Genomic DNA, 15,719 nt, shown 5'->3' with positions numbered 1-15,719 from the left:
AATATATAAATAGTTTTGTAGATTCCTGTTATTGTCTTCCCTAAAATCTGATGAAATTCTATTTATTTCAAATTGAATCCATAGGGATCCTTCCCCCTCTTTCCCCACTTCTATATAGTATTATAAGAATACCACGAGCTATTGAATGCATTCTAAAAAGATAGGCCATACTAAAAAACGTAAACTATTAAATAGAGCTTTGTAACATTATTTCTGTTTAATATTAAATACCTCTAATACTTTGTAGATTTTGTAAAATTTCACAATACCCTATAAGTTGTTTTAAGAGCCAAAAATTTTATTAGAAGTATCCCGATTTTAAATTGAGTATTATTATTTACTAGTAAAACGCTATCTAAACGCATAGCGTTCAATCCCTCCCCCATCAACTTTCTGTATGTTTTAAATTAAAAGAATATTAACTGGATACTAATTCTATTAATGAAAGCTTTGATTCTTACACATATATCTAGTAAAATTCTTATATTGGAAACAAACTTTTAATAATACAATTTCAAGTGATTCTTTAATTATTGTATTGTCTAATAAATATTTTTCACTTCCGAAGGTGAACGTTATCAAAACGGATATCCTTTATAATTTAGTTAACATCAATACTAGATACATAGACTAATCTAGTACATAAGTATCTGCACAGGAAACATTTTAAAGGTAGTGAAGCCTCTTACCTAGTGGCCCAATAAAGATTTTTATTATTAGAGGAATGATCCTTCTAATAAAGAAAGAATATCTAACACACAAATAATGGAGGTGTGAAGTTTGGAATATGGATATTTTGCACAAGAAGTAGCAAAGCAACTAGATATAAACACTAATACACTTCGTAGATGGTCAATTGAACTAGAAAAAATGGAGTACATATTTGAAAGAAATGAACGTAACCAACGAATTTATTATGAAAATGATATAGATATTTTAAAACAAATGAAGGAATACCTAAATCAAAACTGGAAATTAGAAGAGGCCGCTACGCGAAGCATGGAGGAAATTGAAGAAAACGCCCCAAAAACGGATAGCGTTCAGGAAGAAAATGAAACTGAAGTAACACTTCAGAAACGTTCACAAACAGATATATCAATAATCCAAGATAAGTTTTCCTATATGTTTAACCAACAAGAAAAAATTGTACAACAAAACCAAGATATTATTAATTTATTATTACAAGAACGCTCAGAAAAGGAAGAAAAAGATTCACAAATTCAGTTACTACAGGAAAAACTAGATAAAGCCATTCAATTGTTAAATGAGGATCGCCAAGAACAACAAGATAACAGTAAAAAAACGTTCATTCAACGTTTTTTTACTCGAAACTAATTGGGGGATGCAGTTTGTATCAAATACATTTCCAATTTATAAAAAAGCGGTAATTACCGCTTTTTTATTTTTTTAACTCATCTTCACAATGCTAAATATACATTTTTAAACGGAGTTCCTCTTCTGTCTGTTTTTAATACCTATTAAACTTCGAAATTAAAGCATATATTTAATAATATACATCTAACTAACACTCATCAAAAGTTCATATACTTTTTTACTAAGTTTCATACATACCGTCTAAGTATAATGAAAAGAAGATAACTTGATTTAAATTATAATATTATTATTTGACATACCCCCTAGAATTTCTGTCTTTTCCTCAACCTTATCCCAATCCCTTTTCTTAATTCAAACAAATCAAAGTCATCTTAATCCTTTAATATTAAAAGAGAAAAAGCGCCATAAACGCCTAGCGTTCATGCTGAATTTCAGTGTGTATATACTTAAATTCTATATAGTTATTCCTCAATTCAAATTTTAAATTTATATTTGATCTTGTATGAAATTTTGAGTATTTCTTTCAATTTTATTGCGTTTAAGGCAATTCCCCCATGACAACAGTTATATATATTTCTTTGGCCTTGCCTATGAATCTCAAAGATCCTCAGTATTAATCAATATCAATGTTTTGATATTGATTTTTCAAAAGTTAGCAAAATTTTTTATCGATTTTTGGAGAAGCTTGGTTAGGTTGTGTAATTCCCTAACTTTTTAATAACTTTATATTATAGAACTAAAGTAAAGACACCTTCACACCTTACAGCAATGGGTTTAACGGATTATGAACGCATGGCGTTCATAATTTGTAAAGCATTAATTTAACGCTTTACAAGCGCTCATACTATATTCTTTTTAATCTTGTTGTAATGAAATTATATATTGAATACTCAAATTACACTTCTTTATTACCAATATAGAATGAAAGCTCATTTTAAATGAAACTACAAAGTTAAAATAACGTGCTCCTAAATTTTAAAAACAAAGCTTTCTTGATCCTCACCTTCCAGCTTTATCACCACATCTTTTATCATTCCCTATAAGCGACCTTAGTATATGACCTCTCCAAAACTTATAAACGTTGATATAAAAAGGATAGTCGCTACAAAAACGGACAGCGTTCACGTTATTTTAAACACTAAAATAACACTTTGATAACGTTTATACTGTAGGAGATTTAGATGCATTCTCTAAAACATCAAATTCTCTTGAAAATACTAAACTTTCAAATCCGACTAACTACTTTATTTGCTAAAAAATGAATTTCAACTTAAATAATTGAGTTGAATTACATACAAGGTACTCCCTCTAATTAATGCTTTCATTATTACTTTTTAAACACAATAACTTAAGCGGTCTATTCATTATTACTCTAGACCTAGAGAGTCCTACTTAATATTTTACTTGCTCTATAGAAATTGTTTTCGGGAGTTCTAGCACTTCTGTTTCAACTAACAATGATGCAAAGTATTTGCCAGCAGGGTTCCGTCTAACCGTAGCATTTAAAATACGTCCCTTTACTTCGCGAGTTTTGGCAATTTCATTTTGTTTCCTACAACGGCAATGTTTTCATTTGTTTGTTTTGTGGTGTAAGATTGTAAGTTGTTTTTCTTAGATTTGAAACGCGGGGCACTGTTTTGTTTTTTGAAAAAGCGTGTATAAGCATCCGCAAGGTTGCGAACAGACGACTGAATCGCAATACTATCCACTTCTTTTAACCAAACAAACTCTTTCTTCATGGCAGGAAGTTTGGCAGAGCATGTCCCATATGTCAAACCTTTTCCTGTTTCTTTGCATGCATTATCCCATAGGGATAGGATAGGAAATGATTGAATACAAAACGAGAACAGCCAATCGTTTTATTGATTAGGGTCGCTTGTGCTTTATTTGGATAGATACGAAATTTATATGCTTTATTGATTATCATTCATTTCACCCCCATTTCGATATGTGCCTATTATACAACAAACGTACATTCGATAGGTAGTGAAGTAACAGTTTATGTATGTCGAACAATTAAAATGGCTTCCTGCCATCCCTTGTCCGAAGCCAATTCATCTCCCACCTACTCACTTCGTGTTCCTTGAGGAAGGAGTCTTCTTGGCTAAAATGATAAAAATAACCCACTAAATTAGAAATCTCATGCTTCAAACAGTCCGGGAGGATGTTAAGTGGTGAATAATTCAATCGAAATATACACCAAGTGACTCATTCGTATCCTTTTCAATGAAAAAACTCTAAAAAACCTTATAAACGTTGTTATTAAAGGGATAAACGCCATGATAACGTATAGCGTTCATGTAATATTAAACACCAAGTTAACACTTCGTTAACGTTTGTCTGTTAGCGGATTTAAATACATCCTCGAAAACTTCAACTTCTCTTAAAAAGATTATAATCTAAACTTTTAATTTTAACTTTAATTCCCAAAAACATCTTAAAGGAATCCATTCAACGCATATAGAAGACTTCTCCAAGGCTTATATAAATGCCTTACAAACCATACAATTAACTAGAAAATAATTAATCTAACAAACATACTGAAATGAATTCCAATGAATACCCATTAAATATCTAATAACTATTTATTAGATATTTAATTGATATTAATTTTTAATATAACCCTAATTAATCAATCTATAAAATAGAATGAATTAATTATATATTGATTAAATATCTATAATATATCTAATTTATATTTATTTTAGGTTTATTCCTTTCAAAACCTTGTTTTCTCTCTAATTTCAAGTTATAATATAGTTATTAAATATAAATAAGAAATAAAAATCATAGAGGTGATGTGTTATGACAGATCTAAAAGGGAATAATCTTCATATAGACATTGAAGGCGATATTGGGAACGATTCTTTTAAAGGTTACATCAATGGTGAATACATAAAAATGAAAAACGTATATCAAAGCGTTTACTCAATGCCCAATGTAACAGAAACAAACATTCAAAAAAATGTAATTAATTTAGTAGATAATATGTTTGTAAATATTGCTAGTAAATCAATTAGAAGATCTGGGATGTACTTTATTGGTCATCGAGCGATGCTAACAGGGAAGAACCCAAAAAACATGAACATTAAAGTAGGTCAAAAATATAACGATGATTTGCCGTTAATTAATATGCTAGGACTTATTGCAAATAAATCAGTCCAGCTTGAATGGGAAAGAACGGAGCAACTCCCACAGTCAATTAATGTGACTGTTGATCTTATTTCAGCTATTCCAGCAAGCCAATGGACACCTGTAAACGCTAAGCACCTAGAGCAACGTTTTACTAATTCAAATCATGTTGTAATTGTTTATGTAGGGGAAGAACAAGTAACGGTCAGCTTAACATTTAACAGTGCAAACATTACTCAAGAAGGTGTTCCTCCTTTATATGCAATCCTTGAAGGCGAAGAAGATATGTTTAGTGATTTTATTAAACTATATAAAGACAAACTTGAGGTAGAAACAGTAAAAAAAGCATTCTTTAAGAACAAAAAGATCTTACATAGTGACATTGGAGATGGAACAACTGAGTATATATACACAGTTGGCGTAAATCCAGTAATTGATGCTTGTAGTGGAGAAAGACGTGGAGTTGGGCATGCTACAGAAGAGGCTGTTAAGCTATTAAACCAAGAGCGTGGAACAAACATTAAACGCCAACAATTTTCACAAATCCTTCAAGATTCAGACCATAAGTATCATGAAGAAGCAACTGGGTACTTTAATATCACAAAAGTGGAACAGGCTGAACTTATCTTAGAAGATACAGGTGAAAAATATGTAAGTAATACAGCTAGTGAAGCTGAAATTTTATGTGTATATGGTGGGGGAAGTGTTACTTTTAAGGATGAATTATATGATCAATTATTAGAGTACTGTGAGCAAGTTGGTATGTACTTATTATGGATTCCAGAAAAATATGCTGTAGATATGAATGCTAGAGGGATGCAGGTTATCAAGAAAATTCTTACTCGAAAAAAGGTGAGATAATATGGCTGACAAGAAAAGAGAATCTTTCTTTTGGAATCTCAAAAAAATTGAGAACGAGGAATTCTTTAAATGGTTTGAATCTCAAGGGAATATAGCAGATTCATTATATAAACTTGTCTGTTACTTTATTGATAAACATGGCTTACAAGATGTCGGTGATTATAAGATTCAACAACAAATGCAAAGAGATATCTTACTTCAAGATAAAGATTTTTTAAATGCGGTTAGACGGATCATATCGAAAGATTCAAATCTCATTATCAAAAATGAAGACTCAAGCATCCATAATGAGAGAAAATCTCCTAATGAAGAAATTGAGACTTCTGAAGAGCAATATGATAATGAAGATGTAAAAAAGGAAGACGTTTCTAAATCTGTATCACCCGTTTCGAATGATGAATATGAAGATCTTGATACATCAAGTTTATTTGGTAATTAATGCTGTCAACATAACAAAAAGAGTCCTAGAAATAGGACTCTTTTTTAGAGTTTAATTTTCAACTTACATCTTATCGATAATTAACTGTCTCTTATACCATTGGTTTAATTTGCTTCTCGCCGTACTAGAGAGACGTTTTGTTTTTTTATTATAAAATCTAGAAAGAGTAGGCTGCGATATACCTATCTCTATTGAAAGTTCTCGCATAGTTATATTCTTTTTCATATGTACAAACTCTACTTTCTCTCTAATTACTTGTTCATTTTCACTCGTATCTATTGGTTTTTCTACAATTTTTATTGGCTGACTTTCCCCATGTATTGTATCAATTGTTTTCTTTTTTGCTAAGTTTTCCATTGAACTAATTAGTTCTTGAGGTGGTAATATTACTATTCCTAACTGTGAATAATAGTTTTTAAACCAATTCTTCTTTGTCAGTTGTTCTTCTTCTAAACCATTATCAAATTCCCAATGAGAAATTACCTTTTCTCTTTCTAGATCCATGAGAACATTTTCTAATTGTTCGCGAATACGATTCGGTTTTTGTTTCTGGTTTATACCCATAACTGCTAACAAACCTTTATCTCCACCTATAGAATAAGGTCTTTGTAAACTAGAAAACATTTGACGTATTCTCCATTGCCATGTCAAATATCGAATTAACCTTTTATGATATTTGTGTCTATAACTATTATATTCAAGTGCCTTTTTTGATAATAATGCGGTAGTACTATTAGATCCATATAGATATCCGGATAAGAAACTTCCCGGTTTGATTCGGCAAGATTCTATCCCCATGTATTCGTTTGTGTTTTTATCTCTCCATAGAACTACGGAATCTAATACAAATAGTCTTTTAATTACCTCGCGTTTTACTTCATAATGCTTACCTGTTTCAGCGCGATCATTTAATACGACTATTTCATTGTCATCGTTTAGATATATAAAAATACTCGCTAGGACCGCAATCCGCTTCGCTACTTTAATTTTATCTTCTACCCTATAATATTCGATACCATTTGCCTTAGCTTTTGAAATACTGCACATTTCCAAAACTTGTTCATATGAAAAATCAATAAATTCATCAGGCGATTTTGCTTCATTCAACCATTGAATCGTGATAGTATCTAAACAATCTGCAGTTAGATCATCCATATTACTCATTACACCATCTACTAATGTATTCCATCTTGCTGCCTCTTCAATATTCGTTAATTTTAAATCTTCATCTTTATGAGAGGAAAGCTGTGCCACTCCATTACTATCCTTTGTTTCAATAGGATATGATTTTAACCGTGTGTTTTCATCTTCTTCAAATTGATTTTTAGCTATTCCATCTCTTAACTTATAATAGACGGCGGAGTTATTTACTTCTAAATAGTTTTCATTCAATATGTTCGCATCAGATTCACTTGTTACTGTATGCACTTTATTACTAACTTTTTGATTTTTACGAAACTCTTGTTCAATAAAGATACCTATTTTCTCATCGATGATTAATTTGTAATCATCTATATTTCTATATATATCTAGAGGAGAAATACCTTTTTTTTGTTGTTGTTCTAGCCACTGTACGAGCATTGAAAATGACGGAGAAAGGTATTCTGAAGTCACAATTTTACTTTTATCTGCTTCAACCTCAACATAATAGGATACCCATTTATGCCACAATTGCTCATCTTGTTTATACAATTGTTCCGTTATTGATAGTGCATCTCTAAACAATTGTAGAACGTCTTCCATATAAATTCGGCTCCTTATATACATTTAGTTATTATTGATTTGAATTTGAAAATAATTAGCTATATGATGTTCCTTTTTTTTAAACTAGAAATGGAATCAGAATATTCCACCTTCCGTTTCACTGTTAACATGTTAAAGGCTCTAGTTTGTATACTTATAGCCAGCTCTTTAACTGATTATACAAGACTCAATCGATTTGTAAAATCCAAAGCTATAAAACAGTGAACCTTTTTTATAAACAGGTAATCTTTTCAAAACGGTTAAACTTTATTTCAAATTCACAAAAGATTACTTCCGTTTTCATTAAAAATTATTCATTACAGAAATATAGAAAAAGAAAAAGCAGCTAAAACTGCTATAGAAGAAATGAAAAAAGAACAAATTTGGATAAAAACAGGTCGCTCTCTTTTATAGGGAAAAACAAAGAAAGAGTGGAAAGCAATACACAAACAGGTAAATCACATGAAGTAAACTAATAAAAAGATTGAAAATTCTGATTTTTTTAATCACTAAGGGTTTTTGTTTACTCTTTCTTTGTTGTTATGAGTTTAACATTAAAAATACTATAAATCAACAAAAAAACACAAAATTCTTTTATTTTCGACATTTTATTCATCCTGTTCTAAATTAACGTTAAAAACATAGTTTCTATAGCTTGAAAATAAAATTTAATCATTTCATACCCAATATTCAACAGGGGCACTCGGCTTTACAAGTCTTGTTTAGTGCTTTAATTTTTCGATTACTTCGAATACCTCAAATTCATCAACATGAAAATTTATAGTCATATCATGTCCCTTTTTAACAAAAGATGAAACGAAAATAACATTATGTGTTCCTTTTTTACTAACTCGAAATTTTTTTCTAAAATTGCTTAAAGCTTGATATATAAGCTTTTCTATTACAGCAATACTATTAGTTATGAAAATTCATAGCTATATCATGTCCCTTTCTTGTTAGATAAAAAGCCCATAAACCTTTTCATATTAAGGATTTACACGTTTCTAACTCTATTTTCATATATTTATGCAACATGAAAACTCATAGCTATATCATGTCCCTTTTTTTACCCGAACATGAAAACTCACCTAGCTAATTCATGTCCCTTTTTCAATTATAAAAATACAGATAAAACCCATTAACATCACTATTTAAAGGGTTTTCATCTTTTTAACCCGCAATTATAAACATGAAAATTTATAGCTATATCATGTCCCTTTTATTTTGAAAAAAATCGATTTAATTGTTGATTTAATCATGTTTACAAGGTTTTTTTTCTGTTTTCCATCTTTTCTACCAATATGAAAATCTATAGCGATATCATGTCCATAAAAAAATATACACAAATCCTGAAACCCCTTGATACACAAGGGATAAAAGGACGTTTCATGTTTTCATTTTTTCTCTTAAAGGGACGTATTTCATCAAATTTCGATTTGGTATAATCAAAATTGATATATTTTATAGTTTTTGGATATTTATTTCGGTATTTATAGGTAGGAGGTGAAAAAGATGGGGAAATCATTTATTATTCGTAATCAACGTAGTCTAAATGGACAATCTACAAATGCAGTTTTAGTAACACTGAAGTCTTGGCAAAAACTTGTTGAAACTTTCGAAGAGAAATACTACAGCTATAAAGATACATACCTTGAGGATATTGTTGATCATATGACATACGAGGAGCGTATTGCCGATGTGGATGGCTTCGTAGCACAGGCTAAACCATCTTTTTCACGTCGTACACTATCTGCTATTTCGGAAACAATGGGAAGAAAACATAAATTATATGGTATTACAAACGCAGATTTGGAAGTCTTCTTATATCTACATAAAAAATGTTATACGAATGGAGTCATTCCAAATGTAACAATACATATGATGTGGGAAGATTACAAACTATATAAAGAAGAATTTGCTTACATACAGCATTCTCAATTCTATATTGCATTAAAGAAATTAAGTATACATAACATTATTACGATTGAAAATGAATTAGATGGCCGATATACAATTAAATTAACTCATTTTATGAATGAAGAAACTGAAAAGGCCAATGCATATGTTTATATTAGCCCAGTGGTATTTACGAAAGCTTTCTTTGAGTTATCAATTGCATCTAAAAAACTATACTTAGATATTGCAATGCAACAGCATAGTGAAACTACACTAAAACGTTCTTTAGACAAACAGGATGAAAGAGGGAATAAAACTCATTTTGGTGGGATGTATCGCTTTTTACATAAAAAATATCCACATCAAATCCGCGCAGTTATGACAGAATTAACAACTGCATTACCATGTACGGGGACTCCATTATTCAAAATTTGCAAATTACAAAAAGGGGTTAAGAATAAAAAAAGATATACAACTCTATATCTATCCTTACATACGGATTTCTTATGTACAAAAGAAATCGGCGAAGTACAGTATCGCGATCCATTCACACCAAAGCTTACTTATGCTCGTAAAGCTCGTTTTATCGAATCCGTACTACAAGAAATGAGTATTGGAGAGTTTACACAAGACTTAAACAAATTTATTCATGTGCTTAAACATACGTGCCATCGACAAATTCGAAGTGTAATTCATAGCTTACGTGACATGATAGATCGTAATGAAGAATATCCAAGTAAATTAGTATATACATTGAAGAAATTATTAAATCAAACATCACAATATCAAATCCTTGATACAGCGGCTAAAGAAGGTATCTATCCTCTTATTACACAGCATGTTCCAAAAGAACAAAAAGAACAAGCTGTATTTGATTTCGGATTGCATTTCTCTATGTATTCTCTGCGAAACATCAAAAAGTTGTTCCGCAAAACGTATGAATTACTAAACTACAAATTTGCTGTACCTGTTACAGAGGAATCGTATCACCGCAACTATCTAAAGTATCAAGAAGAAACGTTGTTTAGAAAGTACGCCTATGAACAAGGTACAAACCTAAACGCTTATATGGCTTTAGAAATAGAAATACGTGAACTCTTAAAAGCAAGAGGACATAAAGATCGCATTATTCCTAGTGATGTTCGTGAATTGTTCATTGAAAAGATAGATAGATTACCGAAAGAAAAGCTTCGCGTTATTGAAGTACCAGATAACTTTAACTTAATTACATTTATGCGTGCCTTTGAACAGTTAATACGTGCTGGTATCCAAGTAACAACAGCTGAGCAAGTACTGACAGTAATGAAAACGCACTAATCATAATCAGCTCTCTATTTTTGGAAAAATTCAAGATAGAGGGCTATTCGTGTTGATACGCATATTCAAAAAACTTTTAATCCTTCTTCACAATAAGTATCTTTACTCGATTCTATTCATAATAGGGTCTTTTTTTATGCAATCATATACAAAAATAGTATGGTACCTATCTACATTTCCACACATACTTCCATACAAAGACGTTATGAGCTGTCTATATACATTCAAATATCTACAAGAAATCATAAGAAAAAAATTAAATTTCGTGGATAAGTAGATAAATAACACACAATGTGAATAATTTAGTGCAATTATCATTGATATAAATAGCTTATACGCCTTTATCTATCAAAAATCATCAATATTAATGTGAGTTATGTGCTAAATTTGGATTATGTTGATTAATTAACACATAATGTGAATCTTTTGTGGGTAATTACAATCAAATTATGGAAATTCAGTGAATTCATATGAAATTTTACGATTGAATAAATATGTTTAACAATGTATCAATTTGTTTCATTTTTTATGTAGGAATACTAAATTCCATTTATGATTATTTGTAGATTTCAAATCATATTAATACCTAATTTTCCGTTGTTAAATTCTTCTATTTATGATTTTTTACGCTATGAAATGTTAAAAGGCTTTGTTACAGTAAGGATATACGTACATTTCTCGGTCCTATATAAGTTTTATCTTTATATTTTTAATATATATAAGCTATATATTTATATTAGATTTTATTAACTAACCGTCATAAACAAACTGATACAGTATAACAATAATAAATAATTATAGAAGAACTACAACAAGTGTATAATTCATTAACCATCATTTTGTGTTTTAAGAAATAAATCCATGGCTATCCTCACAATTATCTTTTAATGTTATAGTACAATTTCAAAGAATTTAAGCTTTTTGTCGAACGTCATTCCTATTTTGGAATGACGTATTTTTGTGTACAAATTCGAAAATGCGCATCACCATCATATGTATTTAATGTATCTAGAAAACTATATGGATGGTGATGAGATGAATCAATATCAAATCTTATATAGCACCCCTTACCTCTACTCTTCGCAAATGCTTAAACAAATGTACAAAGAAACCAAAAAGGAAGATAATATTTGTGCAATACAAGAGCACATGTTACGACATGAAGTATACTTGGACCGACAATACCGAGGTTATTATTATTTAAGTCAACAAATCGAAGAGGATCTGTATGGTGATGAACAGGCTGTCTCTTGGAATGAGCTACTAGATGAATATCAACTTTTTAAGGATGGTAAAGGGAATCTGTCCATTAAACCAAAAGGATGGGGTTAATAGCATGACAATCATTGGAGAACTGGGTATTGTATATGGCGTGACGGGTGCTTCAGTTCTAGGAATAAAATTGCTAAAGAAGAAAGGTTTTTACCTTCCAGGTTGGTTGCTACGTGCGGGTCTTAAATGTTTACTGATTGGGAGCGTTTGGTATGTTCTAATGGATATACTAGATGTGTTTCTACGCTAGAACTACATCTGGTAGTTGAAAATGATTATAATAGCGTATCTTAAACGTTTTTTCTAAGCTTCCACACAAGCTCAACTACCTTAAGGAGGTATGGAGGGAATGTTATCACTTTTAATAATTCCAGCAACCTTTATAACTGTAGCTTATTTTTATCAAAATAACGGAATGAGTGATAAGAAAAAAATTGCAACGTTTTTTGAAATTGCAAAGATATGTGTTCAACATAAAGGTGAATTACAATACCCCATTTTTATAAAAGAAATTAAAGATGATATAAGTATGAATTATGTTTACAAGTTACCACTCGGCGTACCAAGTCAACTTATCAAAAAATTAGCTGAAGTATTAGAAGAAGGACTATATAAACCTGTAAAAATATCGTTCCATCAAAGAGAGCTTCATATTCGCGTATTTAAGCGACAAATACCTGAAATGTGGAATTGGTCTAGGGATCTGTTAAAAGAGCATACATGGAGAGTTATGATGGGGAAAGCATTAGATAAATATGTATATCATGATTTTGAGAAAACACCGCATATGTGTGTAGCGGGTATGACGCGTTTTGGAAAGACAGTATTTTTAAAAAATGTGATGACTAGTTTGATTTTGCAACAGTCTCAACACGTGAACTTTTTTATTATCGATCTGAAAGAAGGTCTAGAATTTAGTCCTTACAAAGAGCTATCCCAAGTTGTAGAAGTAGCTGAAAACCCAGAACAGGCATTAGAAATGTTGATAGGGGTACGTGAAAAGATGGAAAAACAGATTGAAATGATGAAGAAGTCCTATTTTACCAATATCATAGACACATCAATTAAAGAGCGTTGCTTCATCATAGTAGATGAAGGAGCAAATCTATGTCCTACACAAGGATTACCTAAAAAACAACGTGATGTATTATTTTTGTGTCAGGAGATGTTATCTGAAGTCGCAAGAATTGGAGGTGGTTTAGGATTCCGGCTCATATTTTGTACGCAATATCCTACTTCTGATACATTACCAAGACAAATTAAACAAAACTCTGATGTGAAAATAGGCTTTCGATTACCAACGGCTGTTGCTTCCCAAGTCGCTTTGGATGAACCAGGCCTGGAGGATCTGCCTTCCCTTCCTGGAAGGGCATTATTTAAGACTGATCGTACAGAGGAAATCCAAGTACCTTTTTTAAAGGATAAAGATATGTGGGAGTTACTAAAGCAATACAAGGTGGTGAAGCAAGATGAGGCATCAGAAGCTCAAACAGAGAGCCAGACAGATCGAGATTTTATCGAGTTTAAATAAGTTGGAGTTTGCGTCTAGGAGGCAATTGCAAGCAATTCATGCATTAGGTAGTATTCGAAATGCAAATCGTATTTTGAAGGACCTACGACAATATTGCCATGTTACCTCGCATAACCGTGAGTATGTATATTATCTCAATAAAAAAGGTTATGCTTTGTTAGGAGTAGATCCAAATGAACGAAAAAAGAAGCATCAACTTGAACACACTCTTTTACGCAACGAGGCTTGGATGTGGTTAGATTTTCCGGACTGGAAGACAGAGCAAGTTATAAAATTTAGATATCAAAATGAAGAAAAAACAATTGTGCCAGATGCTTACTATTTAATAAATGAAATACCACATTTTGTAGAAATTGATAGGCTACAGCATATGACGACCAATGAAGAAAAAATAAAATATTATGGTTTAATTGCAAAGCTATATAAAAAACAAAGGGATATCGTACCAAATATTTTATTTTTTACAATATCAGACTATCGTGAACAAAAGTTAGAGAGTTATGGAATAAAATATAATGTGTATGTACGTACATTTCTATTAAAAGAAGTTTTGTAGTTCGACAGGCTTTCTTCTTTGCAACTAAATTACAAAAAATATGGGTTTTTGGCAACCGAATTGATAAAAAAGGACTACGCCATTTAATAGCCCTTATCATGCCCAAAAATCTGTGTTATTAACATTTTTTCCTGTTAGTTTCCGTAGAGCATTGACGATTTTATTAGCATTTTTCATGCTCGGTGAAACACTGTCTATATTTGCTAAACGACTAACAGTTGACTCTCTTAGTCCACTAACCTTGGCAATATCTACTTGTTTTAAATCGTGTTTATCTATGAATTTTCCAAGTTTTGAACGGGGTTTTTTAAACCAGGGCATATAGTACACCTCATTTGTTTTTAGTTATAATTTGTCCAAAACTTCTATTTTTCAAACTTCGAAATAAAGAATAAATGTAAAATTAGGGCATATAATAAAAATAGAAAACTAAAAAACTGTAATAATTTTGTGTAATATAGCATTCATAGTAATAGCTACAAGTTGCTGATACACTATTCTAATGGCAACTTGTTGCAAAAGGTATTCCTATAAAATTAAAAGCTTGAACCTGTTGATACACAAGGGTTTAGGCTTTTCTTAATTTAGGATTAATGAAAATAAGTTTAATAAATTAAGAGATATCATATTGTTGAGTGGTCGAATATTGAAGAAATAAATTAATAATTTCACGTACCATAATATTAATAAAAAATATTTTTTTAAATGGTTGTATAACACAAAACAAAAGGTTTATAACGAGAACGAACGTTCTTTTTTTGGAGGATAAAACAATGTTTGATTACTCGAAATGCATGAATCAAATGATATTCTGCGTTGATCTTTGTTCATTTTTTGCCAGTTGTGCGTGTGTAATGAGAGGATTAGATCCTTTAAAGAGTAAAATTAGCTGTCGTCGGGGATGCAAATAGAAAAGGGGCAATTGTGCTTGCCGCCACTCCCGAACTTAAAAAATGGGCATTTCTACAGCAACAAGATTATATGAAATCCCAAAAGATCCGAACATTATTATTGTGAATGCAACAATGAGAAGATTCGTTGAAATTTCAAATCAAATTACGGAAATTTCTACAAAATATGTAGCGCTTGAAGATTTACACGTTTACTCAATAGATGAATGCTTTCTAGATATGCAACAAACAGCGCATCTTTTCGGACTTGATCCAATTGTAATTGCTAAAAAAATTCAAAAAGAGATATATGATACAACGGGTATAACTGCATCTATTGGAATTGCACCTAACCTATTTCTCGCCAAGGTTGCTCTAGATGTATAAAGTAAACATTCAAGCTCTAGGGTTGCGATGTGGTCATATGAAGATGTTTCGAAAAAGTTATGGGAAATTAAGCCGCCTCAAAAAGTATAGGGAATTGGAAAGGCTACGGAAAAAGTATTGCACAGCATGGGACTATTTTCCTTAAAGGAAGTTGCAAAAACATCTAATAAAGCGGTTTGGCAAAGTAAAAGGTGAAGAGTTATATCGCCTCTCATATGGTATAGATGAGAGCCGGATTGCAAATAAATACATTCCAAAAATTACCTTTATAACAAAAGGACAAATCTTGTTATAGGGTTGTTTCAGCCCCAATAAATTAAAATTACTTCTTCTAATTTCAATCCCCGTACCTAAAAGAGG

General features: G+C 31.1%; 11 protein-coding genes and 1 pseudogene. 9 read left to right on the top strand and 3 right to left on the bottom strand.

The genetic code is table 11. The annotated features are described in order from the left end of the window. Positions 1-780 precede the first annotated feature (780 nt). Entirely contained in the window at positions 781-1,335 is a 555-nt protein-coding gene (locus ACP6L7_RS09305; RefSeq protein WP_430529068.1) for a MerR family transcriptional regulator, read from the top strand. Between the two features lie 1,413 nt (positions 1,336-2,748). Here ACP6L7_RS09305 and ACP6L7_RS09300 read toward each other — a convergent pair. Beyond that, positions 2,749-3,262 (bottom strand): annotated as a pseudogene (locus ACP6L7_RS09300) (RNA-guided endonuclease TnpB family protein); the annotation flags it as partial. Between the two features lie 878 nt (positions 3,263-4,140). Here ACP6L7_RS09300 and ACP6L7_RS09295 point away from each other — a divergent pair. Together ACP6L7_RS09295 and ACP6L7_RS09290 are read left to right on the top strand one after the other, a co-directional pair. Continuing rightward, a complete protein-coding gene (locus tag ACP6L7_RS09295) occupies positions 4,141-5,328 on the top strand; it encodes a ParM/StbA family protein (RefSeq protein WP_430529067.1) in 1,188 nt (395 codons plus the stop codon). 1 nt (position 5,329) lies between these two features. Then, positions 5,330-5,767, top strand: a complete 438-nt coding sequence (locus tag ACP6L7_RS09290) for a hypothetical protein (RefSeq protein ID WP_430529066.1) — start codon at positions 5,330-5,332, stop codon at positions 5,765-5,767. Positions 5,768-5,830: 63 nt separating this feature from the next. Here the strand turns inward: ACP6L7_RS09290 and ACP6L7_RS09285 are convergent, their stop codons facing one another. Continuing rightward, positions 5,831-7,510, bottom strand: a complete 1,680-nt coding sequence (locus ACP6L7_RS09285; protein ID WP_430529065.1) for a helix-turn-helix domain-containing protein — start codon at positions 7,508-7,510, stop codon at positions 5,831-5,833. Positions 7,511-9,022: 1,512 nt separating this feature from the next. On the opposite strand from ACP6L7_RS09285, the gene ACP6L7_RS09280 reads away from it, so the two are divergent. The 5 genes from ACP6L7_RS09280 to ACP6L7_RS09260 all read left to right on the top strand — a co-directional run bounded on the left by ACP6L7_RS09280 (position 9,023) and on the right by ACP6L7_RS09260 (position 14,082). Next, the gene (locus ACP6L7_RS09280; protein WP_430529064.1) at positions 9,023-10,723 is read left to right on the top strand and encodes a hypothetical protein; all 1,701 of its coding nucleotides are present in this window, start codon (positions 9,023-9,025) and stop codon (positions 10,721-10,723) included. 1,035 nt (positions 10,724-11,758) lie between these two features. After that, positions 11,759-12,055 (top strand): hypothetical protein, encoded by a 297-nt coding sequence (locus tag ACP6L7_RS09275; protein ID WP_430529135.1) that lies wholly within the window; start codon positions 11,759-11,761, stop codon positions 12,053-12,055. A gap of 4 nt (positions 12,056-12,059) precedes the next feature. Further along, positions 12,060-12,245 (top strand): hypothetical protein, encoded by a 186-nt coding sequence (locus tag ACP6L7_RS09270; protein WP_000152454.1) that lies wholly within the window; start codon positions 12,060-12,062, stop codon positions 12,243-12,245. A 99-nt stretch (positions 12,246-12,344) separates the two neighbouring features. Continuing rightward, positions 12,345-13,526: an FtsK/SpoIIIE domain-containing protein gene (locus ACP6L7_RS09265; RefSeq protein ID WP_430529063.1), complete on the top strand. Its 1,182-nt coding sequence runs from the start codon at positions 12,345-12,347 to the stop codon at positions 13,524-13,526. Further along, the gene (locus ACP6L7_RS09260) at positions 13,465-14,082 is read left to right on the top strand and encodes a replication-relaxation family protein (protein WP_430529062.1); all 618 of its coding nucleotides are present in this window, start codon (positions 13,465-13,467) and stop codon (positions 14,080-14,082) included. Before ACP6L7_RS09265 ends, ACP6L7_RS09260 begins: the two co-directional genes overlap by 62 nt. Positions 14,083-14,178: 96 nt before the next feature. On the opposite strand, the gene ACP6L7_RS09255 is transcribed toward ACP6L7_RS09260, so the two are convergent. Beyond that, positions 14,179-14,403 carry a helix-turn-helix domain-containing protein gene (locus ACP6L7_RS09255; RefSeq protein ID WP_430529061.1) on the bottom strand — a complete coding sequence of 75 codons (225 nt, stop codon included), beginning with the start codon at positions 14,401-14,403 and terminating at the stop codon, positions 14,179-14,181. A 632-nt stretch (positions 14,404-15,035) separates the two neighbouring features. Between ACP6L7_RS09255 and ACP6L7_RS36260 the strand changes: the two genes are divergently transcribed. Then, positions 15,036-15,359 carry a Y-family DNA polymerase gene (locus tag ACP6L7_RS36260; protein WP_489686862.1) on the top strand — a complete coding sequence of 108 codons (324 nt, stop codon included), beginning with the start codon at positions 15,036-15,038 and terminating at the stop codon, positions 15,357-15,359. Positions 15,360-15,719 lie beyond the last annotated feature (360 nt).

This window comes from Bacillus silvicola, from assembly GCF_050524305.1.
Classification (GTDB): domain Bacteria; phylum Bacillota; class Bacilli; order Bacillales; family Bacillaceae_G; genus Bacillus_A; species Bacillus_A cereus_AT.
This window is presented reverse-complemented; position numbering and strand designations above follow the sequence as displayed.